The organism is Vibrio sp. R11-SG3-ISO9 (assembly GCF_059834255.1).
Window position 1 is genome coordinate 91,786 of sequence record NZ_JCBDGU010000009.1, and the last position, 25,490, is coordinate 117,275.

Sequence of the window (25,490 nt, forward strand, 5' to 3'; positions counted from 1 at the left end):
TAATCCAATCTGCATCAACTTTAGCCTTCATCAATAGTTATCTGGATCACAATAATCTATCTAATAACTTCCTTTTTATAATCTTGCCAATATAAATGGGATCGATCCCATGGGAATGTTCCCATTTATAAAATGATAAGTTCAATCATTGATACGAAAGGAATGGATTATGAAACTGTTACCAATTGCCGCTGCCCTTACTTCTGTTTTAGTTACTCCCACTTTACTGGCTGAGACGGCACCATTGGAATTTAATGGCTACATGCGTGGCGGTGTCGGAATGAGTGACAACGGCGGCTCAAATAGCAAATGGGAAGTGAATAAAGTAGGTCGTTTAGGCAACGAAAATGACCTATATGGCGAGTTTGGTTTTAAGAAAGAGCTGTTCAATGATGAAGAATCGACTTTCCTGATTGATTCGATGTTGGCTTACTGGGAAGGCCAAGATGAGAACGCGAAAGATCGCAATGTGGAAGTGGTACAGCTGAACATCCAAGCGACGGGCCTGTTCGACGACAAAGACATTACTATGTGGGCGGGTGAGCGTTACTACCAACGTCATGACGTGCACATCATCGATAACTACTACTGGGATGTGAGCGGTATTGGTGGTGGTGTTGAGCACATTAACCTAGGCCCAGGTAAACTCTCTCTGGCTCTCATTCAAGACACAGTAACGGGCGACGTTGATGATGGGAAAGAGACAACAGCAATGATTGCCGATGTTCGCTACGCAGGTATCCCACTATGGAAAAATGCAGACTTAGAGCTAGGTGCTGACTTTAACTTTGGCAAAGAGAAGAAAGACCAATCGCTTGATGCTGATGATAGCGTGATGCTAACAGCAAGCTTGAACCAGAACCTACCAACAGGATTCAACAAAACCATCTTACAAGTTGCAAACTCTGGCTATGCTGAGCAGATGACTACCTTTGGTACAGGCAGTAACTTGGTGCGTGATGAGAACAACAACAACGCTGAAGGTTTCCGTTTGATCAACTGGGGTGTGGTTTCAATTGGCGATAACATCGAATTTGGTCACACGGTTCGCTATGCCTACGCGACGGATGTAGGTGCTAACAATACCAAAGATGAATCTTTCAGTGCCGTTATTCGACCACTGTATAAGTGGGATGAGAAAATGCGTACTGTGCTAGAGCTGGGTGGCTTCGTTGAGAAAATTAATAACCAAGATGGTGCCGGCGGTAAATTTACAGTGGCACAGGCTTGGGTTCCTAAAACGGGCTTCTGGGCGCGTCCTGAGTTCCGTATCTTCGCAACCTACATCCATGATGCAGAGAATGACGATGCATTCGGTACTGGCGAGAACAGCGAAGTGAGCCTAGGTATGCAGGTAGAAGCTTGGTGGTAATCCACACTGTATAGCTGCTAGTAAAACATCGGGCAAAGAAAAGGGCTGACATAATGTCAGCCCTTCATTATTGAGGTGAGTGAAAAGCGTGGATTACCAGCCTTTTACTACGCCACCTTGGAAGATGTCAGACGCTGCGTTGTACACTTCTTCAGTTTGGTAAGCTTTCACGAAGTTTTGTACGTTTTCTGCGTTTAGGTTCTCTTCACGTGAAACGATTAGGTTTACGTATGGAGACTCTTTGTCTTCAACGAAAACGCCATCTTTTTGTGGAGTTAGGTTGATAGAGCTTGCGTAAGTTGTGTTGATGATAGATAGCGCTACGTCATCCAGTGAACGTGGAAGTTGTGCTGCGTCTAGTTCAACGATAGTTAGGTTCTTTGGGTTACCTACGATGTCACGAACAGTTGCTAGAAGGCCAACACCATCACGTAGTTCTAGTAGACCTTGTTGCTCAAGAAGCAGTAGAGAACGACCTAGGTTTGTTGGATCGTTTGGTACTGCGATACGTGCACCGTCTTCAATTTGGTCAACAGAAGTTACTTGCTTAGAGTAACCCGCGATTGGGTAAACAAATGTGTTGCCTGCAATAGTTAGCTTGTAGCCACGATCAGCAACTTGCTGATCTAGGTATGGCTTGTGCTGGAATGCGTTGATGTCGATTGAACCATCATCTAGTGCTGCGTTTGGTGTTACGTAGTCAGTGAACGTTACTAGCTCAACGTCTAGACCAAATTTCTCTTTTGCAACTTTAGCCGCTACTTCTGCTACTTGAGCTTCTGCACCTGCCATAACGCCGACTTTAATTTTTGATGTGTCGATCTCTTTCTCGCCACAACCAGATAGCACTAGTGCTGATGCCGCTGCTGCGATAGCAAGTAAACTTTTTAGGCTGAATTTCATAATAATCTCCTTTTAATACATCTTTTTATCTGTGATCAACACGGCGAACAATCGAGTCACCAATGGATTGAATGATTTGAACTAGAACAATCAGCATCACAACCGTGACAGCCATAATCGTTACATCATAGCGGTGGAAACCATAGCGAATGGCTACGTCACCAAGACCACCACCGCCCACAGTACCTGCCATTGCAGAGTAGCTCACTAGGGTCACTAGTGTGATGGTTACTGAATTGATAATAGTGGGTAACGCTTCTGGTAGCAGAACTTTTGTGATGATCTGCGTTGGCGTAGCGCCCATAGATTGTGCTGCTTCAACAAGCCCAGTTGGGACTTCCAGCAGCGCACCTTCAATAAGACGAGCCACAAATGGGATTGCGCCAATAGTTAGAGGAACAATCGCTGCTGTTGTACCGATAAAGGTACCGATCAGTAGCTTAGTTAGTGGGATGATAGCGACCATCAATACTAGGAAAGGGACAGAACGGCCCACGTTCACTATCGCGCCAAGAATTTTGTTTAGCTTGGTGTTTTCTAGCAAGCCACCTTTTTTAGTGGTGTGCAGAATAACGCCCAGTGGAATACCCACAGCAAAGCCCACGATGCCAGCAACGGCTACCATGTATAGCGTTTCCCAAGTTGCGCCAAGTAGTAGGTTTCCGTTTAGGCTCAACCAATCTGTGATCTCATTAAAGGACATAGCCAAGTACCTCTACTTTTACATTGTGTTCACGTAGGAATTCGATTGCTGCGTTGTCGTCTGCTTCTGTGCCGAAAAGTTCTGCGACCATCATGCCGAACTTCACGCCACCGGCGTAATCGAGGTCAGAGCTTAAGATGCTAACGTCGATGTTGAACTTACGAGCGATTTGAGTCATCAGCGGTGCATCAACGGTTGCACCAGTAAACTCAAGACGAACCAGAGGGTAGCTACCTTCAACGCGTGTCGTTTGCAATCTCGCTTCGTAATCTTCTGGAATAGAAAGGTCGAGTGTTGAACGAATAAATTGATGCGCCAGCTCTGTTTTAGGGTGCGCAAAGATGTCGCCAACAGTGCCTTTTTCTACCAATTCACCACCGCCGATGATCGCGACTTCATGACAGATGCTCTTTACTACGTCCATCTCGTGCGTAATCAATAGCATTGTGATGTTTAGCTTGCGGTTGATCTCTTTAAGTAGCTCAAGGATAGATTGAGTCGTAGCCGGGTCTAGTGCGCTGGTCGCTTCATCACACAGTAGCACTTTAGGGTCAGACGCCAGTGCACGAGCAATCGCAACACGCTGCTTTTGACCACCACTTAGGTTTGATGGGTAGCTGTCGCGCTTATCTGCAAGACCAACAAGTTCAAGCAGTTGGCTTACTTTCTCTTCGATGATCGCTTTGTCTGTACCAGCAAGTTCTAGCGGCAGTGCAACATTATTGAACACGGTACGAGAAGAAAGCAGGTTAAAGTGTTGGAAAATCATACCGATATTGCGTCGCGCTTCACTTAGCTCTGATTTGCTTAGCTTTGTGAGGTCTACGCCATCAACAATCACTTCACCTGAGGTTGGTGCTTCTAGCATGTTTACGCAGCGGATCAGTGTACTTTTACCTGCACCTGATGAGCCGATAACGCCAAAGATCTGACCTTGAGGAATGTGAAGGTTAATGTCTATTAAGGCATTGATTTCTTTAGTGCCTTGATAGAAAACCTTGTTGACTTGATTCACTTTAATCATAAATAAACCTGTAACGGTGAACAGAATAATATGTTGATAGTTCGTTCGATTTACAGACGATGCTATGGCGTAACGTGATCTAAGTCAATAGATATTTTTACGTCTAGACGTCTAAACGTAAAAATATCTATATCAAGCTCTGTAATTAGCAGGTGATGAAGCTACTAAAGCGTGCAATAATTAGTGATTAATAGAGAGTTGATTGAGAACCAAATTTTGTCAAAACCGGCTGTATTTTTAGATCGTGATGGCGTAATTAACGTAGACCACGGTTATGTGCATGATGAGCATGATTTCGAGTATATCGACGGCGTCTTTGAAGCGGCAAAAGCCTTCAAGGACATGGGGTACCTTTTAGTATTGGTCACCAACCAATCGGGTATCGCTCGCGGTATGTTTAGCGAAGACCGCTTTCTATCGTTAACTCAATGGATGGATTGGAACTTTGTTGACAATGGCGTCGAGCTTGACGGTATTTACTACTGTCCACATCATGCAGAGCACGGTATTGGCGAATATAAGCAAGACTGCGATTGTCGTAAGCCAAAGCCTGGAATGTTCATTTCTGCGCGCGACTTCTTGAAGATCGATATGGCGAAGTCAGTGATGATTGGCGACAAAGCGGAAGATATGATGGCAGCAGAAGCTGCGGGTGTTGGCACTAAGGTGCTCGTCAGAACGGGTAAACCAGTAACAGAAAAAGGTGAAGCCTTAGCGAGCGTGGTCCTCGATAGCATTGCAGACGTGCCTGCTTACCTGAAGCGTTAATTCAACAACAACAGTGATTGGGTTGTTCTTTTAATCGAAAGGGATGTTTATGAAGAGACAGTTTACAGTTTGTGCCTTTACGTTGGCCGCATTGATGGGATGTTCTCAATCTGCAGTGGTTGAGAAAGATATCTCTAGTGGTGAATACATGACTTATCAGTTTGAATCTGAGCGAACGTTTGATGTCGCTTACGGTGATGAGCAAGCGGTACTGCGACTTCCTGACAACCAATACCGACTCAAACAAGTGGTTGCAGCTTCTGGTACTAAGTATATTCTTGATGACGGTACCACGGAACTGATGAACGGTATTACCCTGTTTACCAAAGGCGAGCACGCTCGACTTGAACTTGGACGAGTTATTTACCGTAACTGCCGCATCCAATAATCAATCACTCGATGGCGACAAGTCACTGTAAATCAGTTGCTTGTCGTTTTTTCTCTGAATAACTTTATAAGACTCCATGCAAAAAAAACTCACTATTCTCGATATCGCTAAGCTTTCAGGTGTTGGTAAATCAACGGTTTCTCGTGTTCTCACTAATGATCCCAAAGTGAAGCCAGAAACGCGTGAAAGAGTAGAGAGAGTGATTCAGGAGTCGGGTTATACTCCCTCTAAATCTGCACAATCGATGCGTGGCGGCAGCCAAAAAGTGGTTGGCGTGATCATCTCTCGTCTAGATTCCCCTTCTGAGAACAAAGCCGTGAGTACTATGCTCGAAGAGCTGTATCGTGCTGGTTATGATGTGGTGATCATGGAGAGTTTGTTCGATCGCGAGAAAGCCAATGAGCACCTTCAAGTTCTTAAGCAGCGTAACGTCGATGGCATTATTGTGTTTGGCTTTACCGATTGTGACATCGAGGCCATCGAATCGTGGGAACATCGCGCGGTTGTTATTGCATTAGATACCGAGAATGTCACCTCGATTAACTACGATAACCAGCAGGTGATTGGTACTGCTCTCGCGCATTTGAAAGATCAGGGTTTATCAGACATTGGCTTTATTGGTGTTGACCCTAGTGATAAATCGACCGGTGAACTGCGTCTGAATGCCTACCTTAACTGGTGTGGTGAAAACAACATTGAGCCGAATTACCAGACTGGTGCTCTACACCATGAGAGTGCTTACCAATTGGTTGATCAAGTGCTTACCTCTACTACCCAAGCGATTGCTTGTGCTAGTGATACATTGGCACTTGGCGTGATCAAGCGTCTGCAAGAGTTGCAACGTGAAGATGTAGTGGTCACCGGGGTCGGTGGCAACGATCTACTTTCATTTTTATTCCCACGTGTATTTAGTATTGATCCGGGTTATCAATCGGCGGGTGCTTTAGCTGCTAAATTATTGATATCTCAATTACTTGGCCAAACACCTATTTCTCATCACACCCAAAAACCCATCGTTTAACCCCTTATTTCTAGGGTGAACTAGGTCTATTTACTAAACTGAAGAGTGTGATCTTATTCAATTAATGGGACTGTTCCCATTTTAATTTTATAATCATGCAGGCATTATACTTACCAATCCATGGGAATGTTCCCATGAATAACAAATTCATCTGAATTTGAGTGTAGAACGAAGAGAACCAGGGTGGGGTAGTATGAGTAAGATAGCGAAGCAAGACATTACGCGTCTTATTGAGTTAGTGGGTGGTAGTGACAATATCGCAAGCGTTAGCCACTGTTTAACTCGCTTACGTTTTGTGTTGAACGACACAGATAAAGCAGACAAAGTTGAGTTGGAAAAACTGAGCTTAGTAAAAGGGTGTTTTACCAACGCAGGTCAATTCCAAGTTGTGGTTGGTACTGAGGTCGATGAGGTCTACAAGCTACTGATTGAGCAGACCGGCAAACAGGAATCGTCGAAAGATGAGGCGAAGTTGGCAGCTCGTCAAAACATGAATGTGCTAGAGCGCGGTATTTCACACCTTGCCGAAATCTTTGTACCGCTGCTTCCTGCCATTATCACTGGTGGTCTTATCCTTGGCTTTCGTAATGTCATCGGCGACATTCGTATGTTCGATGGTAAGACTTTGGTTGAGCTTAGCCAGTTTTGGGCTACGGTTCACTCCTTCCTATGGTTGATTGGTGAAGCGATCTTCTTCTTCCTACCTGTTGGCGTATGTTGGTCAACAGTGAAGAAATTGGGCGGTACACCGATCTTAGGTATCACGCTCGGTGTCACCTTGGTTTCGCCACAGTTAATGAACGCCTACATGATAGGTAAAGCCGCACCAGAGGTATGGGACTTCGGCTTGTTTGTCATTGAAAAAGTCGGTTATCAAGCGCAAGTAATTCCTGCCATGCTCGCAGGTGTCGCGCTGGCCTTCATTGAGACTAACCTCAAACGCATTGTTCCGGCTTACCTATATCTTGTGGTTGTGCCATTCGTATCTATCATTCTGTCAGTGATTCTGGCTCACGCGTTCATCGGCCCATTTGGTCGTGTACTAGGTGATGGCGTTGCTTTCGCAGCTAAGGCAGCAATGACGGGTGACTTTGCGATTCTAGGTTCAACAATCTTTGGTTTCCTATACGCACCACTGGTAATTACCGGTATTCACCACACAACCAACGCAGTAGACCTACAACTGATGCAAGAGCTTGGCGGTACACCAATCTGGCCATTGATTGCTCTTTCAAATGTGGCTCAAGCATCAGCGGTTGTCGGCATCATTATTTTGAGCAAGCGCGAAGGCGAGCGTGACATTTCAGTCCCAGCAGCAATCTCAGCTTACTTGGGTGTTACAGAGCCTGCGATGTACGGCATCAACTTGAAATATAAGTTCCCAATGCTGAGTGCAATGCTAGGTAGTGCTGCAGCGGCTGCAATTTGTGGTGGCGCTGGGGTGATGGCGAATGGTATCGGTGTAGGCGGCTTGCCGGGCATCCTTTCGATTCAGCCTCAATACTGGACGGTTTATCTGTTGGCACTGGCAGTTGCGATTGCAGTTCCAATCATCCTGACACTGTTTTTCTACAAGCGAGCACAGGCTAAGGGTGAGTTAACAGCAGTAAGTGCTTAATTTTATTGGGAGCAACAGTTGTTTGAGTCACTGTTGCTCCATTTTTCTTTTTGTAAGTGAGTAGAGATGACCAATCAGAATAGCGATGCGATGTGGTGGAAGACCGCAACCATCTATCAAATTTATCCGAAGAGTTTTTGCGATAGCGGCGCCAAAGGAACTGGCGACATTCAAGGGGTGATATCAAAGTTAGATTACCTAAAAACGCTGGGTGTAGACGCCATTTGGTTAACGCCAGTATACCAATCACCGATGGTCGATAATGGTTACGATATTTCTGATTACTACGCGATAAACCCAGAGTTCGGCACTATGGCGGACTTTGACCAATTGTTGGCTGAGGCTCACCAACGCGGTATTCGCATTATCATGGATATTGTTGTTAACCACACGTCCACTCACCATGCTTGGTTCCAATCGGCTTTGGGCGATAAAGAGAGTCCATATCGTGATTACTACATCTGGAAAGATCCGGTTAATGGCAATGCACCAACTAACTGGCAGTCGAAGTTTGGTGGTAATGCTTGGGAGCTAGATGAAGCTACGGGTCAATACTACTTGCACCTATTTGCGAAAGAGCAAGCCGACCTAAACTGGGAAAACCCTAAGGTTCGTGGTGAAGTCAAAGAGATCATCAGTTACTGGGCAGAGAAAGGCGTGGATGGTTTCCGTTTAGATGTCATCAACCTGATTTCTAAGCAGCAAGATTTCCCTAACGATGATATTGGTGACGGTCGCCGTTTCTACACGGATGGCCCACGAGTTCACGAATACTTGCAAGAGATCAGTGACGCAGTGTTCCAAAAGTACGGCAGCGTAACGGTTGGTGAGATGTCATCGACAACCCTTGAACACTGTCAGCAATACTCAAGCCTAGATAACAAAGAGTTATCAATGGTGTTCAATTTCCACCACTTGAAGGTGGATTATCCGAATGGTGAAAAGTGGACTAAAGCGCCGTTTGATTTCTTACAGCTGAAGTCGATCTTTAACCATTGGCAGAGTGGACTCAACGGCAAAGGTTGGGGCGCGCTTTTCTGGTGTAACCACGACCAACCTCGTGTGGTAAGCCGTTTGGGTGACGATCAAAATTACCGCGTTGAATCTGCGAAGATGTTGGCGGCGTCAGTACATATGATGCAAGGTACGCCATACATCTATCAAGGTGAAGAGATTGGCATGACTAACCCTGGCTACGAGGATATTGCTCAGTACCGTGATGTCGAAAGCACCAATATCTACCAGCTTATGGTGAACGAGCAAGGCGTTTCACACCAAGATATGATGGCAATTCTGGCGCAGAAATCTCGTGATAACTCTCGTACCCCAATGCAGTGGGATACTTCGGATTATGCTGGTTTTTCAAAGGCTCAGCCTTGGCTTGAAGTCGCAAGCAATTACCGTGAAGTGAATGCTAAACAGGCAGTTGAAGATTCCGACTCAGTGTTCTATTTCTACAAAAAATTGATTGAGTTACGCAAAGAAGTGCCTGTGATTACCGATGGTGATTATCAAGATTTACTGCCTGAGCACTCAAGCATTTTTGCGTATGCTCGCCAAACTGAAACCCAAACTCTGTTATGTATCAACAACTATTACGGTGAAGAGACTGAGTGTGTGCTTCCTGAGCGCTTTGCGATGAATCGCGCTAAGACTTTGCTGTCTAACTATACGGATACTCAAAACTCAGCGGCATCTCCTCACCAAGTGCTGCGTCCCTATGAGACACGCATTCTGTTGATTGATAACGAAGCGTAATATTGAGCCATAGGCTTGCCCTAAATAGGCCCCCACCTAGATAGGGTAGAGGCTCGATGTCCAAGAAAGGCTTTGCGGTGCTCCTCAAAGCCTTTCTTTTTATATGTTTAACCGTTTGTTTATGAGGCTTGGTTAATTGCCGTCAAGGTCGCTTTCTCTTCAGTAATTACCGCACCTTCTGCATTGAGAAGTTCGATTTGCGTTAGAAGGCCAATGCTTGGGTTAAACCAACGCTCAGTTGTGCTAGAGAAGTGCATTGAGTCATCCACGCTGTCGCAATTTAAGTAGTATTCGTTGGTTTCGGTCAGGTTGGCTGCTTCGATGGATTTTCCAGAAACGGTGAAGCTCTTTCTTACACCCGTTTCATTGATTTGTTGTTGCCACACCACACTGCAAGAGTCATTAGCAGGCAGGTTCTTTACCCATTGGTGATCGTCAAAGTCAGTCAGCATATTAATCACATCCTCACCAAGTGCTGCGTCCCTATGAGACACGCATTCTGTTGATTGATAACGAAGCGTAATATTGAGCCATAGGCTTGCCCTAAATAGGCCCCCACCTAGATAGGGTAGAGGCTCGATGTCCAAGAAAGGCTTTGCGGTGCTCCTCAAAGCCTTTCTTTTTATATGTTTAACCGTTTGTTTATGAGGCTTGGTTAATTGCCGTCAAGGTCGCTTTCTCTTCAGTAATTACCGCACCTTCTGCATTGAGAAGTTCGATTTGCGTTAGAAGGCCAATGCTTGGGTTAAACCAACGCTCAGTTGTGCTAGAGAAGTGCATTGAGTCATCCACGCTGTCGCAATTTAAGTAGTATTCGTTGGTTTCGGTCAGGTTGGCTGCTTCGATGGATTTTCCAGAAACGGTGAAGCTCTTTCTTACACCCGTTTCATTGATTTGTTGTTGCCACACCACACTGCAAGAGTCATTAGCAGGCAGGTTCTTTACCCATTGGTGATCGTCAAAGTCAGTCAGCATATTAATCACAGCTTCACCATCTAGGGTTGCTTGGATGGATACCGTCTCTTCACTGATATCAATGATAGGGTTGCTCTCTTTTACATCTGCACCAGTAAGTCGGAACAGAGGGCTGCTGCGCATAATGGTTGTGATGTACTGGCTATCGATAAAGTAGGTATCAGTGATTTCATGAAGGGCGCTGTCGGTGCCTGCAAAGTAAAACGTATAGTCCGCTGTCATTATATCTTCATCAATGATGGTTTCAGATAGGTAGAACTGAGTGACGCCATAGTTACGAAGGTCGTGAACAACTTTTAGTAATGCTTCGCTATCAGGGGTTTCTTGTAAGTGTTTGATGAGTTCGTCTGGGCTCAATGGCATGTAGAGCATAGACATATTGCCTTCTGGTTGACCATCAGCCTCTAACTCATAGTTCATCGTTGTACTGTGCTTAGGCGCAAACTGCGCGTTTTTGATTGGAAAGTCTGCTTGGTTGTCTGGACCTTTTTGGTTTCCAGTTGATGAGCCTGAAGAAGAGCCACCGCCGCCACAGCCATATAGAGCAACCAATGAAACGGTAAGTAGAGTCAGAGTTTTATTCATGTTGAGTATTCCTAAAGTGAACTGGCAAGGCTTGCCGAAACTGCTCGGAATACTAGGTTTTTGGTTGTTTAGAGGGCAAAAAACGAAGTCACATGAGATCTTAATTTATATTTAAAGTTATGATTTTAAAGTTTTTATATTTTTTAATTGGCGAACTCTTCACCTACTGAGGTGCAGTAGTTAATCATTAGGTTTTCCCATTGTTTGATGATCAAAGGCTCCTTGATACTCAGCTTTAGGCTGCTCCAAGGTTGCAGGCAGGTCTCTTTTGACTCCGGCTGCGACAGCCTAGAAAACAGTTCTTCGGAAGGGATAACCCTTAATAGAGCGACTAAAGATTCCATGTAGTTCAAACGGAAGTTATCGAGGTTGCCTTGTTGAAAGCTGATGTGAGAGATCATCATATAGATGAGTGCATTCTCAATGCTCGAGTGACCAGATGGATTGGTGAGTAGCTCTTTGGCGGTTGGTAGATCGCGCAGCTTAAAATGGATGACGCCAAGCCACAGTTTGAGCTCGTCTGGAAGCAACTTAAAGTGGGTTTGCACTCGGTTGGTAAAACGGATTAAACGCTGATGGTCAGTTTCGAACAGCGCGAGGTGGCGAGCCATCAGGGTTGAATTCATGCAGTTAAGCTCAATAGATTCTAAATCAATAAACTGCTTAGTCAATAACGCACTAAGCTGACTGTTATCGATAGACCAATGTGGCATTCCTGGCTGAGGTAACGCGAAGTAGTCTGCGAGATCTCGATTTATCTCCATCAAGCTGTCACTAAGGCTATCAACATCGAGGGTATAGACGCCACGAAAGGCCAGTTTGCCCGAATTTGGGTAGATTAGGCTGACCTGAGCGCCAAGGCGGGAGTCGATATCTTGATCTTTCAACTGAATGTTTAAGAGGTAATCACTGGTACGCATGTTTTTTGCGCCCGGGAAGAACGGGGAATTGTCTATTGGATCGACGAAGTAACTCGGTGCATCTTGATTCGCGAGATCTGTGTAGGAGTATTCGATCTGCTGTTGTAACAATAGGGCTTTAATAGACGCTCGATATTGCCTAGCGTTATCACCGACGGCATCGATGCGGCTAAGCAATAGTTCGACTTTTGGAATTAGACGTTGCTGTCGGGTAAGCTCAGAGTTCTGATTTGGGGATTGCCACAATAGATAGCCAAGCGTGATGGTGCTTGCGAGTAACACGAGCGTTACCAACCATAACCAAGGTGGCTTCGAAGCCGTTTTGTTATGCTTTGGCTTTGGTTTCACATTGTTTTCGATTTCAGCGTTATCTAGACGTACAGAGCTAGGATTGAGAAAGTAGCCCTTGCGCGGGTAGGTCACTAATATTTTAGTGGCGTCGCTGTCTGGGAGGTGCTTCTGCAGTATTGAACGCAGTGTGCTGATTCGATTAGTCAGAACGTTTTTAGAGATAAAGCTGCTTTGCCAAATCTCTTGGATGATCAGCTCTGCTGAGAGTGGCTCACCAACATGACGTAACAGCAGTTCCAGTAGCTCAACTGAGCGTGGCTCTAGGTTGATGACTTCTTGAGGTGTGCTTAACTCACGGGTACTAGGGTTGTACACCAGATCGGCAATGACGATAGAGGTATTGTTAGCCTGAGCAGCAGCGAGGAAGTCTTGCATAGGAAACCGTGTTTCATAAAAGCAGACGATTTTAGCTGCTTTGTTTATAAAAAGCAGCTAAGTATCCCGGATAAAAGCACTAACTTTATTCTGGCTCAAAATCGAGAAAGTGAGCGCTAACCAACAAGCCTATGAGCTGTAGCTAACCGAGTATCGTGTAGGTTTGTGGTTCATCGCCAGCACGACGTTCAGTACCGCAGTGCCAAGTACAGAAACAGCGATGATCCAAGGTGATACAAAGAAGAACGACGCAAATAGGATACAGGCATCAATAGCCATTTGAGTCTTACCTACTGAGATGCCATAACGGTCTTGGATGTATAGGCACAGTACATTGAAGCCACCCAAGCTTGAGCGATGGCGGAATAGAATCAGCATACCTAGCCCCATGAGCAGGCCGCCAGCAATCGCACAGTAAATTTCATTGTGGGCATCAAGAGAGATGACTAAATACAGATGATCCGCAAAAACAGACACTAAAGCACCGGAAAAAGCACTGCTTATGGCAAAATTACGTCCAAAACGTTTCCACGCCAATATATAGAATGGACAGTTTGCGATAAAGTAAAGCGCACCGAAGGTGACAGGTAGAAATTGACTCAATAGAAGAGCCAAGCCTGTGGTACCGCCAGTAAGCAGTTGAGCAGACTGTAAAAAGAAGACGCCTTGTGCAACTAAGAAGGTGCCTGTAAGAATGGCAACCCAATCTTCTTTACGTGAGTGTTTTTCCATCGTTTTAATAATTACCTAGCCAATAAAGGCGAGCATAGTAGAGAAAAACATGCATTTTCGGTAGCTTGAGACACAAAATTAAGGTAAACCTATGTAATATTCGTTTTACAGGGTGTAAAGCGAAAACTTGACAGTAAGTCGCGTGCTGATGCGATGTGTCGCATAAGTATGATGAAGCTTATATGTCATTATGAAAAAACTGCATGATAAAATTGCAATTAGCTCTTTATGACCTAGATCAAATTATGTATGATGCGTCCCATTAGAACGGTGACGAAAACGTTTGCTTTCGGTCGTTATGTGGTTTTTTTGAAACTTTCAGTACAATCTGAGTCAGGAGATACAGATGCTTAAGCGTGACATGAACATCGCTGATTACGATGCGGATCTATTCGCAGCTATCCAAGAAGAAACTCTTCGCCAGGAAGAACACATCGAACTAATCGCTTCAGAAAACTACACAAGCCCACGTGTAATGGAAGCTCAAGGTTCTCAGCTAACAAACAAATACGCTGAAGGCTACCCAGGCAAGCGTTACTACGGTGGTTGTGAGTACGTAGATAAAGTTGAAACTCTAGCAATCGAGCGCGCATGTGAGCTTTTCGGTGCTGAGTACGCGAACGTACAGCCTCACTCAGGTTCTCAAGCGAACAACGCTGTATACATGGCGCTACTGAACGCAGGCGACACAGTTCTAGGTATGAGCCTAGCGCACGGTGGTCACCTAACTCACGGTTCTCCAGTAAACTTCTCTGGTAAGCTATACAACATCATCCCGTACGGTATCGACGAAGCAGGTCAAATCGATTACGAAGAGATGGAAAAGCTAGCTATCGAGAACAAGCCTAAGATGATCATCGGTGGTTTCTCTGCTTACTCTCAAATCTGTGACTGGAAACGCATGCGTGAAATCGCTGACAAAGTAGGTGCTTACCTATTCGTTGATATGGCGCACGTAGCTGGCCTAATCGCGGCAGGCGTTTACCCGAACCCAGTACCACACGCACACGTTGTTACAACAACAACGCACAAAACGCTAGCAGGTCCACGTGGTGGTCTTATCCTTTCTAACGAAGGCGAAGACCTATACAAGAAGCTGAACTCAGCAGTATTCCCTGGCGGTCAAGGTGGTCCTCTAATGCACGTTATCGCTGGTAAAGCAGTAGCGTTCAAAGAAGCTCTTGAACCAGAGTTCAAAGAGTACCAAGCACGCGTAGTTGCTAACGCAAAAGCCATGGTTGCAGAGTTTATCGCTCGTGGTTACAACATCGTTTCAGGTTCTACAGAGAACCACCTGTTCCTAGTTGACCTAATCGACAAAGACATTACAGGTAAAGAAGCAGACGCAGCACTAGGTGCAGCAAACATCACAGTAAACAAGAACTCAGTACCAAACGATCCACGTAGCCCGTTTGTAACGTCAGGTATCCGTATCGGTTCTCCTTCTATCACTCGTCGTGGTTTCACAGAAGCAGACGCGAAAGAGCTAGCAGGTTGGATCTGTGACATCCTAGATAACATGGGTGATGAGTCTGTTATCGAAGCAACAAAAGCAAAAGTATTAGAAATCTGTAAGCGTCTACCAGTTTATGCTTAATTTTTCTTCGTAGAGTGAACGAATTTCTGTGTCGCACATACTCATTTGCTAGCGCAAACTCCGTGTGAGCTCCTTGAACTTCGTTCATCTACTTTGAAAAAGAGTTTAAAAGGTCCCTTTTGGGGCCTTTTTGTTTTAGGGGAGGGGGGAAACTCCGCGCCTTTTCCTTGAACTAAAGCTATTTGATTGAAAAATACGATTTGAAAGGCTCCTGTTGGAAGCCTTTTTTGTATTTGGGGTAGTTCGGGGGCTGGCTCTATTTTTTGATGCTGAGTAGGGTGCCTGACTTACATTTAAATGAGTAATAATGGCGGCTTTCGCTGAATTGACCTAGGCCTTCGCCATCACAATAGTCGATGTTGATATCGCGCATGATTTCTAGAGTATCTTCATTACTTAGGGCGAACTTGGAGCCATCTGAACAGACAATACGAACTCTTTCGTCATGGCTCACTGAATAGAGATCGACTTCTGTATTGCAGAGTTCAAAAGAGGCTTCACGAAAGTTGTCTTGTTGAGTATTGGAAGCGCAGCCTGCAGTGATGAGTGTTGCTGCGAACACAGTAAAAAGTCCGAGTTTTTTCATTGTTAATCCTTCACCTTTATTCTTTTTAGCGACGATTTTTGCTTCCTGCTTCGGGTAGCTTTTACAACGACAGGCTTCGACTCAAGGAGCGTAAGTAGATGTAAAGATATAAAAGTATAGGTGCAAATCGATAATTTATAATAAGTTTTTTGCTTTTAACTCGCATCAATAAAAAAGACCAACACAAGGTTGGCCTTTATCAATCTAGACGATACGAGGATTTATCGAAATTGTTTCGCTTCAGGTAGGAATTCAAAGCCTGCGGTCGCGAGTTTTGCTTCGAGTGCAGCCTTATCAATATCGAAGAAGTTAGCGAGTTTATCGAGGTCGCCAGAGAAGTCGTCACGTAGCTTCATGTTTACGATGCTCATCAGCATCACAGGATCCATGGTTTCAAAATTCGCTAAGTTCATGCCTAGTCCTCGAAATCAGAGATCAACAAGTTTGCGGCAGCAAAAGCGGCACGTTCGCGCGCTTCGCGTGGCAAAGACTCGTCTGCGGCTAAATCGTTGAGTGTTTTCACTGCACATGTAATAGCTTGAGGGATGTAGCCTTGATCGCCACTACCGATTTGAGAGTAAAGCTCACGAACTAAATCACAACAATCGTATACTTTCATGTTTATACCTAACTAAATGATAACTTCTCTCAATATACACACAGAGAAAAGCAAAAACAAAGCGCATTCAACGAATATTCAGTTTAGTTTGTTCTTGCTCAAGATCTCATTTTACGAGGTTAAACGGTGACCTGTTGTTCTAGCTGTAGTTTCACTTCATCGGCTAGGTTTAACTGGCGAGCGAGCTCTTTGAGGTACGCTTTCTCCATGAAGTTCTGCTCATCCACCACAATCAACGAAGCGAGATAGATTTCACTTGCCTGTTGTGGGCTGGTGGCTAGCTGCGCAATGTCACTTGGGTCTAAAGGTTTATGCAGTTCTTCAGAGACAAGCTTGGTCAGTTGATAGTCTGCACCCATATTTTCAACCGCTTGTTCTATCTTCGCCATCTCTTCTTCATCAACGTGGCCATCCGCTTTTGAGGCGGCAATCATTGAGCGCAGGATCAGCAGATTATGATTAGAATCTTGTTCATCAAAGGTCGCTTGTGGAGATGAGTCTGGTGTGCCTTGTTTAGCTTGGTAATCGTTATACACCTTATAAGCTAAAGCGCCGAGTGCTGCAGCGCCGCCAATACCAACCGCCTTTTTGCCGATTTTCTTGGTTTTCTTAGACCCCATTAACGCGCCTAATAGACCACCACCAATGGCTCCTGCACCGAGCGCACCGAGTTTACCTTTGTCTTGAGTCAGCCCGCTTAAGCTGGAGGAGCCTTGAGAGAGCTTTTGGCTGCCTTGTTTTACCAGATCCGATTGTAATGCTTGGTTTAGTAAACTTTTAATATCCATGGAACCTCCAGAAATAAACACATTGGAATTGTCTTTAGATTCACTATACGTTCCCGAAGATGAACAGAGGATTAACTTACAATGATTTACATTCAGCCTAGGAGAGAGGGGAGAAGACGAGGGGTACAAAAAAGGCCGCCATGTGGCAGCCTTTTGATGTTCAAAACGAACATAGATTCAATCGATAATGATTAGCTTATTTAGCAAACTGAGCAGTTACGTGCTCAACGATTGAGTCCATTGCGATTGCTTCTTTAGTGCCTTCGCGACGGTTCTTGTATTCGAAGTTACCTTCTTTCATTGAGCGATCACCGATCACGATAGTATGAGGGATACCGATTAGCTCGATGTCAGAGAACATTACGCCTGGACGCTCTTTACGGTCATCGAATAGTACTTCGATACCCATAGCTGTTAGTTCAGCGTATAGCTTCTCAGCTGCTGCTTTCACTTCTTCAGACTTGTGCATGTTCATTGGAACGATAGCAACTTGGAAAGGTGCTAGTGCGTCTGGCCAGATGATGCCGTATTTGTCGTGGTTCTGCTCGATTGCAGAAGCAACAACACGTGATACACCGATACCGTAACAACCCATCTCAAGGATAACGTTCTTACCGTCTGGACCAAGCACGCCACAGTTCATCGCCTCTGAGTAAACGTTACCCAGTTGGAAGATGTGACCAACTTCGATACCACGCTTAAGCTGAAGTGTACCTTGGCCACATGGGCTTAGGTCGCCTTCGATTACGTTACGTAGATCTTCTACTTGAGCAAGCTCAACGTCACGACCCCAGTTGATACCGAAGTAGTGTTTACCATCTACGTTTGCACCTGCGCCAAAGTCGCTCATTACAGCAACAGAGCGGTCAACGATGAATGGTAGCTCTAGACCTACAGGGCCAAGTGAACCTGGGCCAGCACCAACGAGTGCACGGATTTCTTCTTCAGAAGCCATCTCTAGTGGAGAAGCAACTTGTGGAAGATTTTCCGCTTTCACCTCGTTCAGTTCGTGGTCGCCACGGATGATAAGCGCGATGATATCAGCGTCGACTTCGTCAGAAGCTTTAACGAATAGAGTCTTAACCGTTTTCTCGATTGCTAGACCGTGTTGCTCTACCAACTCAGCGATAGTTTTCGCGTTTGGAGTGTCAACCAGTTCCATCTCTTGAGTTGGAGCCGCAGCTTCTTCAGTTGGAGCAAGTGCTTCTGCTTTTTCGATGTTTGCTGCGTAATCAGATTCTGTAGAGAATGCAATTAGGTCTTCACCGCTTTCAGCTAGTACGTGGAACTCTTGAGAACCACTACCACCGATAGCGCCTGAGTCTGCTAGTACTGGACGGTATTCAAGACCCATGCGGTCGAATGCTTTACAGTAAGCATCGTGCATCGCTTGGTAAGACTTTTCTAGGCCTGCTTTGTCGATATCAAAGCTGTACGCATCCATCATGCTGAATTCACGTGCACGCATTACGCCGAAACGTGGGCGACGCTCGTCACGGAACTTAGTTTGAATCTGGTATAGATTCAGAGGAAGCTGTTTGTACGAGTTTACTTCGTTACGAACTAGGCTTGTGATCACTTCTTCAGCTGTTGGGCTAAGAACAAACGGACGTGAATGACGGTCAGTAAAGCGAAGTAGCTCTGGGCCCATTTTTTCGCTGCGACCAGTCTCTTCCCATAGTTCAAACGGCTGCACTACGGGCATTAAAGTCTCAACTGCACCTGCATTATCGATCTCTTGGCGAACGATGTTTTCGACTTTACGCAGTACACGCAGACCGGTAGGTAGCCAAGTGTATAAACCTGAAGCTAGCTTACGGATCATACCTGCACGTAGCATCAGCTGGTGGCTGATAACTTCTGCGTCGTTTGGAGTCTCTTTCAGAGTAGAAAGAAGATAGTTACTGGTACGCATTCTATGGTATCCGTTTCATCATAAATTAAAGACAATTCACTGCAGCTTTTGCCACAATAAATCCGATTTAGCCGCATATAATATCAGCCTATTTGGGATCTCAAAAGCGTTCAATGTCAGTAACATTGATGAAAAGTGCCTCAACAGTGAATTTCACGTTCAGATCGAACAAATTTACTGCATATTCCTTGGGATCTGGCTTGCCTTTCTTATAAGCAGGGCGAGGATCTTGGGCGAGTACCTCTTTGATCACAGCGATCATATGACGGCCATTTGGGTGTTGACTGAGTTTATGCTGCGATTGTTGAGAGAAATTAACTTCTAATGTCATCGGCTCTTCTGCAGCAAACCCTCCCTGTGCATCCGGAATGGAATCTGAGTAGGGGATGTAGGGTTTTATGTCGATAATTGGTGTGCCATCAACCAAATCAACGCTGCCCAATTCTAGGTAAGTTTGGCCTTTCTCTTGTGTGACGCCCTTTAGCTCTACTGCTGACATGCCAATACCGTTTGGTCTAAAAGTGGCTCTAGAAGCAAACACGCCAACTCTATCGTTGCCACCCAAGCGTGGTGGGCGAACCGTAGGCTTCCAGCCTGCTTGTAAGTTTTGGTCGAATAGAAACAGCAACCAAACATGGCTGAATTGCTCTATTTCTCGTACTGACTCTAAGCAGTTCGCGGTTCCCGACAGTTTGACGCGAGCGCGCGCTGAAGGCACCAACCTTGGCTGTCTAGGTACGGCAAACTTCTCTTTATATGGCGATTCTATAAAACCAATAGGTTCAATTGTGTACATGCTTTGGGCGTCTCAACTTACGATTTGTGGCAAAAATATCATAAAACCGCTTGTTTTTCTTTTGATAATAATTATCATTTGCAACGTTATATCATAACAATTAAATGATGGAGTAAAGAAATGAAGCCGAATATTCACCCTGAGTACCGTACTGTTGTTTTTCACGATACGAGTGTTGATGAGTATTTTCTAATTGGTTCGACCCTGCAAACGGATCGCACTATTGAGTGGGAAGATGGTAACACTTACCCGTACTTCACGATTGAAGTGTCGTCGAAATCACATCCTTTCTACACTGGCAAGCAGCGTGTGATCCATAAAGAAGGTCGCGTGGCGAACTTTACACGTCGCTTTGGTCAATTCAGCAAAGGAGAGAAGTAAATGAAAGTCGTTAAATCCCTAAAAAGCGCTAAAAGTCGTCATCCTGATTGCCAAATCGTGAAGCGAAGAGGGCGCCTTTATGTAATTTGCAAAACCAATCCAAGATTCAAAGCGGTGCAAAAGTAAGCGTCAATGGCATGTGAAAAGCATGTAAAAATCGGAGATGAGGTCACATTTTTCATTATTAGGCAGTGATCTCTTTCTCTAGCGAGCATTTTAACGATTTTAGAAGGTTTTTTATCGTACGGAGTAATTTTAGTCGCAGTTGAATCAAGTAGTTAGGCTACGACGTATAAACAGAATGAATGTATTTATATAAATTATTAATCTGTTATTTGTATTTAAATTGGTGTTATTTGCTAATTTTTTGTTCGAATTGCGTTAATTTATATGATTTGTTACACACTTTGTAACATTTTGCATTTCTAATTGACTGTTTTGTCGAGTACTCTGCGCCTGCAATTTGAACATTTTTGTCACATTTGCATAGGAATCACTACAAGGAGGGAACTGATGAGTTCATCAGCTTCAATAAAAAACAACTCGCCAAAGAAACCTATTTTTACCCGTTTTCTCGATGGTGTTGAGTATTTGGGGAATCTATTACCCCACCCGATCACTCTTTTCGCAATCTTCTGTGTCGCAATCTTAGTTACTTCAGGTATCGCTGGTTATTTTGAAGTGTCTGTTATGGACCCTCGTCCAGAAGGTGCTCCTGGTCGTGCTGCAGACGGCATGATCCACGTTGTAAGCTTACTTAATGCTGAAGGCTTACAACTTATCGTAACGAATCTCGTTAAAAACTTTGTTGGCTTTGCGCCTTTAGGTACTGTGCTTGTTGCAATGCTAGGTGTAGCGATTGCTGAGCACTCAGGTCTACTATCTGCTGCGATGCGTGGCATGGTAATGGGCGCATCTAAGCGTATGGTTACTGTAACTGTGGTATTCGCAGGTATCATTTCTAACACAGCTTCTGAGCTTGGTTACGTGGTACTTATCCCACTTGCAGCAATGCTTTTCCACTCTTTAGGTCGTCACCCTCTTGCTGGTCTAGCGGCAGCATTCGCTGGTGTATCTGGTGGTTACTCTGCAAACCTTCTAATCGGTACGGTTGATCCACTGCTTTCTGGTATTACAGAAACAGCAGCACAAATGATCGACCCGACTTACACAGTTGGTCCTGAGTCAAACTGGTACTTCATGTTTGTGTCTACTTTCTTCATCGCAATTACGGGTGCATTCGTAACCGAGAAGATTGTTGAACCAAAACTGGGTAAATACAACGACGAAGAAGCGTCTGAAGATTTATCAAACGATTCAATGGGCAAGCTGACAGACGTTGAGAAGAAAGGTCTTAAGCTAGCAGGTATCGCAGTTCTAGCAGTATCAGCTCTTCTTGCTTGGACAATTGTTCCTGAAGACGGTGTTCTACGTTCTGCAGCTGGCACGGTAGCGGGTTCTCCGTTCCTTAAGAGTATCGTAGCGTTCATCTTCGTATTCTTCGCAGTTCCTGGTTTCGTTTACGGTAAAGTGACCGGCACAATGAAAACTGACCGCGACGTTATCGATGCAATGTCTAAGTCTATGTCTTCTATGGGCATGTACATCGTACTTGTATTCTTTGCTGCTCAGTTTGTTGCTTTCTTCAAGTGGACGAACTTCGGTCAAGTATTCGCAGTAGCGGGCGCAAGCTTCCTACAAGACATCGGCCTAACAGGTCCAATGCTGTTCTTCGCATTTATCCTAATGTGTGGCTTCATTAACCTGATGATCGGTTCAGCTTCTGCTCAATGGGCGGTAACAGCACCTATCTTTGTTCCAATGCTTATGCTTGTTGGTTACGCACCGGAAACGATTCAAGCGGCTTACCGTATCGGTGATTCAACAACGAACATCATCACTCCAATGATGAGCTACTTCGGTCTTATCCTTGCAGTAGCAACTCGTTACATGAAGAACCTAGGTATTGGTACTCTGATCGCAACTATGCTTCCATACTCGATTGTATTCATCGTTGGTTGGAGCTTAATGTTCTACGTATGGGTATTCGTATTCGGTCTACCTGTAGGTCCTGGCGCTGCAACTTACTACACGCCATAGTACTGAATCGTAAATTCATTATGAATGTAAAAGCCTGCACAGTGTGCAGGCTTTTTTGTTCATGTCGTAGTTAGCTATAAACAACTTATAGAAGAGCTAATAGCGAGTATCACAAGACTACAGGCCTGCGAAACGATAGGTCAAACCTACCTCTAACGACCAACCTACATCTCTTTGGATAAGCGGGCTATCGGTATCATGGTGAATAAACTCAGCCTTACTGATACCAATCCAGTGAGGAGTAAACTCATACAGTCCTATCACACCAGCCTCATAAACAAATGTCCCGTCTGCTTCAAAGGCGGCTAAGCCAGATGCGGTCGATTCTGCTGCGCTTATCCCATAAAGGTGATTTGAGAGTTTTTCGTCACGATAGTCGACTTCAAAGTAGGGGGTAAGGGTGAATGCAGAATCCCAAGTATCAAGTGTGCGTCCTAGGTGCAGCTGAATTTCATAGCCTTCATGCTCTGAGGTTACATCATGCAGAAAAGTTACACGCGCTCCAACAGTGCCGAGTGTTAGGCCGAGTTCACCACTCCCGTCTCTGTCTTCAATACCATTAGGTAAGTCGGTAAAGGTATCGGACACTTCGGCGAAGCGCCACTGACCAGAAAGACCAACATAGGGTAAGACCTGCCAATTGGCTAAGCTGCCGTCAACAAATCCAATAGGGCCTGAATAGAAAAGGTTGGGTGTAGCACCCACTTGAGTTGAGTCCTTGGTTGAAAAGACGCTTTCACCTACAGTGAGGCTACCACCCACAATACCATATTCTTCACTGGCAAAAGTGGGGTAACTGGCAGTGACAGCCAGGGCAAGTGGAAGGGCGATGCGAGACATCATAAGCAATACTCCGTTATTGTCGTAGTAGATAAGAACGGAGCAGTGCGAATTTTATTTCAGAGATGATTTATGAGTAGCTTAGCGTTTAGCAAGAATGCGATCGAGATGGTTGGCAAACTCTCGTCGATCCGTCTGTGACAGTGATGCTGGGCCACCCGTTTGTACACCACTAGAACGCATGGTTTCCATAAAGTCACGAATATTGAGACGTGCTTTGATGGTCTCCTTAGTATATAGCTCACCACGAGAACTGAGTGCTAATGCACCTTTGGTTATGACTTCATCGGCGAGTGGAATATCTGATGTGATCACTAGATCACCCGCTTCGGTACGTTTGACGATCTCGTTGTCTGCAATGTCGAAACCACTGGGTACCTGGATCGAGTGAATGTTATTGCGTTTTGGAACAGGCACTACGTGGTTGGCAATAAAGGTACACTCAACGCCTGTACGCTCTGCGGCACGTACGATGGTTTCTCGAATTACCTTAGGACAGGCGTCGGCATCAACCCAAATCTTCATCATCTATTCTTTCTCTGCTAGTTTTGCTTCAAGTTGAGTTACACGCTCAGTAAGGGCGATCACTTGTTGTTCGAGTTGTGCAAATTTGTCGGTGGCATTGTCTTGTGGAGCTGCGACTTCGACTTTTGGAACTCGGTTAGCACTCTTCCAGCTTTTAATCGTCGTTATCAGTGCCGGCATTGGCACCGGTGTACTCATACGTGCCTTGACCAGTGCAACCGTCGGTTCTTTTCCTTGAGCTTGCAGTCCTTCCAGAACACTTTTTAGCTCGTCTGAGACATCTTTCGTTAGCATATTAACCTCCATAACGTCATCTCTCTGTATGTTACTCGCTCAAGCTGTGGATAGCGAATCCTAAAAGCGACATTCGCTTGTGAGAGATCTCTTACAAACGTTGTGAGATAACGCGAATACTTCTTTAGAGAAATTGATATGCATATAGTTAAGGTGTTGAATTTTAATTGTTTTATATAGTTAACAACTTGGTTGAACTCAAAGTGTGATGCAAATCTATTGTCCGAAATCCTAAATCGCGTAAATTAAACCTTGTCGGAAGGAGTCTGACACGGAACAGGAAAGCACCAAGGATTTGGTTATCTTCAGGATGAAGATTTGGTTACTTAGGATGAGTGATCAAGCATGGAGCGTAAGGACATTGTAGGGATACGACAGTTGATAGGACATTAACTGCAACGGATTGGCAATGGACACCTTTAGGATAAAGGTTAGGAACAACATCAGGATGATGTAAAGGACACCGCTCACGGAACAAGTGATGTGCGCTAACGAGGATTGTTAGCTTTCAGGATGATAGGACACCGCTAGGACGGCGAAGTAAAGGAAAGAGCTGAAGGATTACAGCCACTATTATGGATGATGCATGGAGCATTAATTAGTAGCCGGACTGCTGCGAGTAAGACCCTAGCCCTGACACTTCGGTGTCGGGGCTTTTCTTTATCTATTCAAATTCAATATTGTCCACACAAGGAGTGTGATATGACGATTGCGACTGCAAGAACTTTAATCGTGCCGTATACCGAGCAGCTAGAACTTGATTTTATCAAGCTCAACTGTTGTCCGGTAAATCGAGCAGAAATGAATGGACCTCATACCATCTCATCAGCAAAGCGTCTGTTTCAGCACATTTTATCTGATCAAGAAGGCTTTGCCCGTGCCATTCTTAATAACCAAACTCGCGAATATATGGGACATATCTTTATCTCTCACAGCGAAGGTCGTTATGAGCTGGGATTTATTCTAGACAAGCGCTTTTGGAATCAAGGTATTGCCAGCGAAGTGGCGAAACCCTTTTTCAATATGGCGAGATTTGAAGCGGATCTGAATGAGGTTGTGGCAACAGTGAATGTCACTCACAACCCCTCCATTAAATTGCTAGACAAGCTAGGCTTTGAATTTGCAGGAACCAAGCAAGATGAATTTGGTCCCTACCACGAATATCGTTACTCGGAGCTTAGCGAAAAGAAAATCACATTCTATGAGGCTGTAGCTCAAAACGCATCGCGCGAAAGCCAACCATGGTAAGACTGCCTTTGTAGCAGTCATCACCTAGAGCAGAGAATTCGAACTGATATACGGTGTGCCAGCGCCAAATTGTGGTTAACTCGTGACGCATTTTTAATTTGTGACCACTGAATGCCACGCTTAGCAACTGAAGATCGAGTTCTTTGCATTTTCTCGCAATCGCCGCCTTAGCAAGCTCTGACTGTCGGCGTTGCTGCCAAAACAGAAAGCAAAAGAAACAAAGAAACAGAATCCCCAATAAATTATCTATCATTCTTCAACACGTCCTTTTGTATCAATCCGGTTTTAATGCTTGTATTCAATCTTCA

Annotated in this window: 27 protein-coding genes and 1 pseudogene; 11 read left to right on the plus strand and 17 right to left on the minus strand. The window is 44.9% G+C overall.

The window, feature by feature from the left end; translation table 11 throughout:
- Positions 1 to 169: 169 nt before the first annotated feature.
- On the plus strand, positions 170 to 1,372 hold the full coding sequence (locus tag AC6R05_RS02950) for a carbohydrate porin (protein ID WP_032551664.1): 1,203 nt from the start codon (positions 170 to 172) through the stop codon (positions 1,370 to 1,372).
- Positions 1,373 to 1,465: 93 nt separating this feature from the next.
- Here the strand turns inward: AC6R05_RS02950 and metQ are convergent, their stop codons facing one another.
- Genes metQ through metN form a run of 3 tightly spaced genes read right to left on the minus strand, consistent with a single transcriptional unit; the run spans position 1,466 to position 4,002 of the window.
- Positions 1,466 to 2,275 (minus strand): methionine ABC transporter substrate-binding lipoprotein MetQ, encoded by an 810-nt coding sequence (gene metQ / locus AC6R05_RS02955; protein ID WP_500646557.1) that lies wholly within the window; start codon positions 2,273 to 2,275, stop codon positions 1,466 to 1,468.
- Between the two features lie 25 nt (positions 2,276 to 2,300).
- Positions 2,301 to 2,978 (minus strand): methionine ABC transporter permease, encoded by a 678-nt coding sequence (locus AC6R05_RS02960; RefSeq protein WP_032551667.1) that lies wholly within the window; start codon positions 2,976 to 2,978, stop codon positions 2,301 to 2,303.
- Complete coding sequence (metN, locus tag AC6R05_RS02965) at positions 2,968 to 4,002, minus strand: methionine ABC transporter ATP-binding protein MetN (protein ID WP_150869146.1); 1,035 nt, start codon at positions 4,000 to 4,002, stop codon at positions 2,968 to 2,970. Before metN ends, AC6R05_RS02960 begins: the two co-directional genes overlap by 11 nt.
- A gap of 216 nt (positions 4,003 to 4,218) precedes the next feature.
- Between metN and gmhB the strand changes: the two genes are divergently transcribed.
- The 5 genes from gmhB to treC all read left to right on the plus strand — a co-directional run bounded on the left by gmhB (position 4,219) and on the right by treC (position 9,555).
- Positions 4,219 to 4,770: a D-glycero-beta-D-manno-heptose 1,7-bisphosphate 7-phosphatase gene (gmhB, locus tag AC6R05_RS02970; RefSeq protein WP_032551763.1), complete on the plus strand. Its 552-nt coding sequence runs from the start codon at positions 4,219 to 4,221 to the stop codon at positions 4,768 to 4,770.
- 49 nt (positions 4,771 to 4,819) lie between these two features.
- Complete coding sequence (locus AC6R05_RS02975; protein WP_500646558.1) at positions 4,820 to 5,158, plus strand: MliC family protein; 339 nt, start codon at positions 4,820 to 4,822, stop codon at positions 5,156 to 5,158.
- A gap of 76 nt (positions 5,159 to 5,234) precedes the next feature.
- Complete coding sequence (gene treR, locus AC6R05_RS02980) at positions 5,235 to 6,179, plus strand: trehalose operon repressor TreR (protein WP_152469173.1); 945 nt, start codon at positions 5,235 to 5,237, stop codon at positions 6,177 to 6,179.
- A gap of 193 nt (positions 6,180 to 6,372) precedes the next feature.
- Positions 6,373 to 7,797 (plus strand): PTS trehalose transporter subunit IIBC, encoded by a 1,425-nt coding sequence (treB, locus tag AC6R05_RS02985; RefSeq protein WP_032551671.1) that lies wholly within the window; start codon positions 6,373 to 6,375, stop codon positions 7,795 to 7,797.
- 66 nt (positions 7,798 to 7,863) lie between these two features.
- Positions 7,864 to 9,555 (plus strand): alpha,alpha-phosphotrehalase, encoded by a 1,692-nt coding sequence (treC, locus tag AC6R05_RS02990; protein WP_500646559.1) that lies wholly within the window; start codon positions 7,864 to 7,866, stop codon positions 9,553 to 9,555.
- 119 nt (positions 9,556 to 9,674) lie between these two features.
- Here treC and AC6R05_RS02995 read toward each other — a convergent pair.
- The 4 genes and pseudogenes from AC6R05_RS02995 to AC6R05_RS03010 all read right to left on the minus strand — a co-directional run.
- Positions 9,675 to 10,025, minus strand: a pseudogene (locus tag AC6R05_RS02995) (hypothetical protein); the annotation flags it as partial.
- Between the two features lie 172 nt (positions 10,026 to 10,197).
- Positions 10,198 to 11,115: a hypothetical protein gene (locus tag AC6R05_RS03000; RefSeq protein ID WP_500646560.1), complete on the minus strand. Its 918-nt coding sequence runs from the start codon at positions 11,113 to 11,115 to the stop codon at positions 10,198 to 10,200.
- A 143-nt stretch (positions 11,116 to 11,258) separates the two neighbouring features.
- A complete protein-coding gene (locus AC6R05_RS03005) occupies positions 11,259 to 12,761 on the minus strand; it encodes a winged helix-turn-helix domain-containing protein (RefSeq protein ID WP_500646561.1) in 1,503 nt (500 codons plus the stop codon).
- Between the two features lie 129 nt (positions 12,762 to 12,890).
- Positions 12,891 to 13,493, minus strand: a complete 603-nt coding sequence (locus tag AC6R05_RS03010; protein ID WP_032551676.1) for a YitT family protein — start codon at positions 13,491 to 13,493, stop codon at positions 12,891 to 12,893.
- A gap of 346 nt (positions 13,494 to 13,839) precedes the next feature.
- Between AC6R05_RS03010 and glyA the strand changes: the two genes are divergently transcribed.
- On the plus strand, positions 13,840 to 15,090 hold the full coding sequence (gene glyA / locus AC6R05_RS03015; protein WP_150869141.1) for a serine hydroxymethyltransferase: 1,251 nt from the start codon (positions 13,840 to 13,842) through the stop codon (positions 15,088 to 15,090).
- 256 nt (positions 15,091 to 15,346) lie between these two features.
- Here glyA and AC6R05_RS03020 read toward each other — a convergent pair whose 3' ends face one another.
- The 6 genes from AC6R05_RS03020 to tsaA all read right to left on the minus strand — a co-directional run bounded on the left by AC6R05_RS03020 (position 15,347) and on the right by tsaA (position 19,794).
- Complete coding sequence (locus AC6R05_RS03020; RefSeq protein WP_032551679.1) at positions 15,347 to 15,676, minus strand: hypothetical protein; 330 nt, start codon at positions 15,674 to 15,676, stop codon at positions 15,347 to 15,349.
- 221 nt (positions 15,677 to 15,897) lie between these two features.
- A complete protein-coding gene (locus AC6R05_RS03025) occupies positions 15,898 to 16,089 on the minus strand; it encodes a DUF4250 domain-containing protein (RefSeq protein ID WP_032551680.1) in 192 nt (63 codons plus the stop codon).
- A gap of 2 nt (positions 16,090 to 16,091) precedes the next feature.
- Positions 16,092 to 16,295, minus strand: coding sequence for a YaeP family protein (locus tag AC6R05_RS03030; RefSeq protein ID WP_032551682.1), 204 nt, complete (start codon positions 16,293 to 16,295; stop codon positions 16,092 to 16,094).
- A gap of 119 nt (positions 16,296 to 16,414) precedes the next feature.
- Positions 16,415 to 17,083 carry a tellurite resistance TerB family protein gene (locus AC6R05_RS03035; RefSeq protein ID WP_150893690.1) on the minus strand — a complete coding sequence of 223 codons (669 nt, stop codon included), beginning with the start codon at positions 17,081 to 17,083 and terminating at the stop codon, positions 16,415 to 16,417.
- Positions 17,084 to 17,279: 196 nt separating this feature from the next.
- Positions 17,280 to 18,998: a proline--tRNA ligase gene (locus AC6R05_RS03040; RefSeq protein WP_285466130.1), complete on the minus strand. Its 1,719-nt coding sequence runs from the start codon at positions 18,996 to 18,998 to the stop codon at positions 17,280 to 17,282.
- A gap of 100 nt (positions 18,999 to 19,098) precedes the next feature.
- Positions 19,099 to 19,794 carry a tRNA (N6-threonylcarbamoyladenosine(37)-N6)-methyltransferase TrmO gene (gene tsaA, locus AC6R05_RS03045; protein ID WP_500646562.1) on the minus strand — a complete coding sequence of 232 codons (696 nt, stop codon included), beginning with the start codon at positions 19,792 to 19,794 and terminating at the stop codon, positions 19,099 to 19,101.
- A gap of 120 nt (positions 19,795 to 19,914) precedes the next feature.
- On the opposite strand from tsaA, the gene AC6R05_RS03050 reads away from it, so the two are divergent.
- From AC6R05_RS03050 to AC6R05_RS03060, 3 genes are all read left to right on the plus strand, one after another.
- The gene (locus AC6R05_RS03050) at positions 19,915 to 20,175 is read left to right on the plus strand and encodes a type B 50S ribosomal protein L31 (RefSeq protein ID WP_150869137.1); all 261 of its coding nucleotides are present in this window, start codon (positions 19,915 to 19,917) and stop codon (positions 20,173 to 20,175) included.
- Complete coding sequence (ykgO, locus tag AC6R05_RS03055; protein WP_005380299.1) at positions 20,176 to 20,301, plus strand: type B 50S ribosomal protein L36; 126 nt, start codon at positions 20,176 to 20,178, stop codon at positions 20,299 to 20,301.
- A gap of 387 nt (positions 20,302 to 20,688) precedes the next feature.
- Complete coding sequence (locus tag AC6R05_RS03060) at positions 20,689 to 22,275, plus strand: AbgT family transporter (protein ID WP_032551689.1); 1,587 nt, start codon at positions 20,689 to 20,691, stop codon at positions 22,273 to 22,275.
- A gap of 117 nt (positions 22,276 to 22,392) precedes the next feature.
- Here AC6R05_RS03060 and AC6R05_RS03065 read toward each other — a convergent pair whose 3' ends face one another.
- The 3 genes from AC6R05_RS03065 to AC6R05_RS03075 form a co-directional block, all read right to left on the minus strand.
- Positions 22,393 to 23,118: a MipA/OmpV family protein gene (locus AC6R05_RS03065; RefSeq protein ID WP_500646563.1), complete on the minus strand. Its 726-nt coding sequence runs from the start codon at positions 23,116 to 23,118 to the stop codon at positions 22,393 to 22,395.
- A gap of 78 nt (positions 23,119 to 23,196) precedes the next feature.
- Positions 23,197 to 23,640, minus strand: a complete 444-nt coding sequence (locus AC6R05_RS03070) for a YaiI/YqxD family protein (protein WP_150869436.1) — start codon at positions 23,638 to 23,640, stop codon at positions 23,197 to 23,199.
- A gap of 3 nt (positions 23,641 to 23,643) precedes the next feature.
- On the minus strand, positions 23,644 to 23,934 hold the full coding sequence (locus AC6R05_RS03075) for a hypothetical protein (RefSeq protein ID WP_500646564.1): 291 nt from the start codon (positions 23,932 to 23,934) through the stop codon (positions 23,644 to 23,646).
- A gap of 702 nt (positions 23,935 to 24,636) precedes the next feature.
- Between AC6R05_RS03075 and AC6R05_RS03080 the strand changes: the two genes are divergently transcribed.
- Complete coding sequence (locus AC6R05_RS03080) at positions 24,637 to 25,182, plus strand: GNAT family N-acetyltransferase (protein WP_032551693.1); 546 nt, start codon at positions 24,637 to 24,639, stop codon at positions 25,180 to 25,182.
- On the opposite strand, the gene AC6R05_RS03085 is transcribed toward AC6R05_RS03080, so the two are convergent.
- Positions 25,127 to 25,435, minus strand: a complete 309-nt coding sequence (locus tag AC6R05_RS03085; RefSeq protein ID WP_150869133.1) for a DUF3301 domain-containing protein — start codon at positions 25,433 to 25,435, stop codon at positions 25,127 to 25,129. The genes AC6R05_RS03080 and AC6R05_RS03085 overlap by 56 nt on opposite strands.
- Positions 25,436 to 25,490 lie beyond the last annotated feature (55 nt).

What these genes read in the sequence shown, in the direction of transcription:
- AC6R05_RS02950 (WP_032551664.1), top strand. Translation starts at nt 170, where the DNA reads ATGAAACTGTTACCAATTGCCGCTGCCCTTACTTCTGTTTTAGTTACT.
- metQ (WP_500646557.1), bottom strand. Translation starts at nt 2,275, where the DNA reads ATGAAATTCAGCCTAAAAAGTTTACTTGCTATCGCAGCAGCGGCATCA.
- AC6R05_RS02960 (WP_032551667.1), bottom strand. Translation starts at nt 2,978, where the DNA reads ATGTCCTTTAATGAGATCACAGATTGGTTGAGCCTAAACGGAAACCTA.
- metN (WP_150869146.1), bottom strand. Translation starts at nt 4,002, where the DNA reads ATGATTAAAGTGAATCAAGTCAACAAGGTTTTCTATCAAGGCACTAAA.
- AC6R05_RS02975 (WP_500646558.1), top strand. Translation starts at nt 4,820, where the DNA reads ATGAAGAGACAGTTTACAGTTTGTGCCTTTACGTTGGCCGCATTGATG.
- treR (WP_152469173.1), top strand. Translation starts at nt 5,235, where the DNA reads ATGCAAAAAAAACTCACTATTCTCGATATCGCTAAGCTTTCAGGTGTT.
- treB (WP_032551671.1), top strand. Translation starts at nt 6,373, where the DNA reads ATGAGTAAGATAGCGAAGCAAGACATTACGCGTCTTATTGAGTTAGTG.
- treC (WP_500646559.1), top strand. Translation starts at nt 7,864, where the DNA reads ATGACCAATCAGAATAGCGATGCGATGTGGTGGAAGACCGCAACCATC.
- AC6R05_RS03000 (WP_500646560.1), bottom strand. Translation starts at nt 11,115, where the DNA reads ATGAATAAAACTCTGACTCTACTTACCGTTTCATTGGTTGCTCTATAT.
- AC6R05_RS03005 (WP_500646561.1), bottom strand. Translation starts at nt 12,761, where the DNA reads ATGCAAGACTTCCTCGCTGCTGCTCAGGCTAACAATACCTCTATCGTC.
- AC6R05_RS03010 (WP_032551676.1), bottom strand. Translation starts at nt 13,493, where the DNA reads ATGGAAAAACACTCACGTAAAGAAGATTGGGTTGCCATTCTTACAGGC.
- glyA (WP_150869141.1), top strand. Translation starts at nt 13,840, where the DNA reads ATGCTTAAGCGTGACATGAACATCGCTGATTACGATGCGGATCTATTC.
- AC6R05_RS03020 (WP_032551679.1), bottom strand. Translation starts at nt 15,676, where the DNA reads ATGAAAAAACTCGGACTTTTTACTGTGTTCGCAGCAACACTCATCACT.
- AC6R05_RS03025 (WP_032551680.1), bottom strand. Translation starts at nt 16,089, where the DNA reads ATGAACTTAGCGAATTTTGAAACCATGGATCCTGTGATGCTGATGAGC.
- AC6R05_RS03030 (WP_032551682.1), bottom strand. Translation starts at nt 16,295, where the DNA reads ATGAAAGTATACGATTGTTGTGATTTAGTTCGTGAGCTTTACTCTCAA.
- AC6R05_RS03035 (WP_150893690.1), bottom strand. Translation starts at nt 17,083, where the DNA reads ATGGATATTAAAAGTTTACTAAACCAAGCATTACAATCGGATCTGGTA.
- AC6R05_RS03040 (WP_285466130.1), bottom strand. Translation starts at nt 18,998, where the DNA reads ATGCGTACCAGTAACTATCTTCTTTCTACTCTGAAAGAGACTCCAAAC.
- tsaA (WP_500646562.1), bottom strand. Translation starts at nt 19,794, where the DNA reads ATGTACACAATTGAACCTATTGGTTTTATAGAATCGCCATATAAAGAG.
- AC6R05_RS03050 (WP_150869137.1), top strand. Translation starts at nt 19,915, where the DNA reads ATGAAGCCGAATATTCACCCTGAGTACCGTACTGTTGTTTTTCACGAT.
- ykgO (WP_005380299.1), top strand. Translation starts at nt 20,176, where the DNA reads ATGAAAGTCGTTAAATCCCTAAAAAGCGCTAAAAGTCGTCATCCTGAT.
- AC6R05_RS03060 (WP_032551689.1), top strand. Translation starts at nt 20,689, where the DNA reads ATGAGTTCATCAGCTTCAATAAAAAACAACTCGCCAAAGAAACCTATT.
- AC6R05_RS03065 (WP_500646563.1), bottom strand. Translation starts at nt 23,118, where the DNA reads ATGATGTCTCGCATCGCCCTTCCACTTGCCCTGGCTGTCACTGCCAGT.
- AC6R05_RS03070 (WP_150869436.1), bottom strand. Translation starts at nt 23,640, where the DNA reads ATGAAGATTTGGGTTGATGCCGACGCCTGTCCTAAGGTAATTCGAGAA.
- AC6R05_RS03075 (WP_500646564.1), bottom strand. Translation starts at nt 23,934, where the DNA reads ATGCTAACGAAAGATGTCTCAGACGAGCTAAAAAGTGTTCTGGAAGGA.
- AC6R05_RS03080 (WP_032551693.1), top strand. Translation starts at nt 24,637, where the DNA reads ATGACGATTGCGACTGCAAGAACTTTAATCGTGCCGTATACCGAGCAG.
- AC6R05_RS03085 (WP_150869133.1), bottom strand. Translation starts at nt 25,435, where the DNA reads ATGATAGATAATTTATTGGGGATTCTGTTTCTTTGTTTCTTTTGCTTT.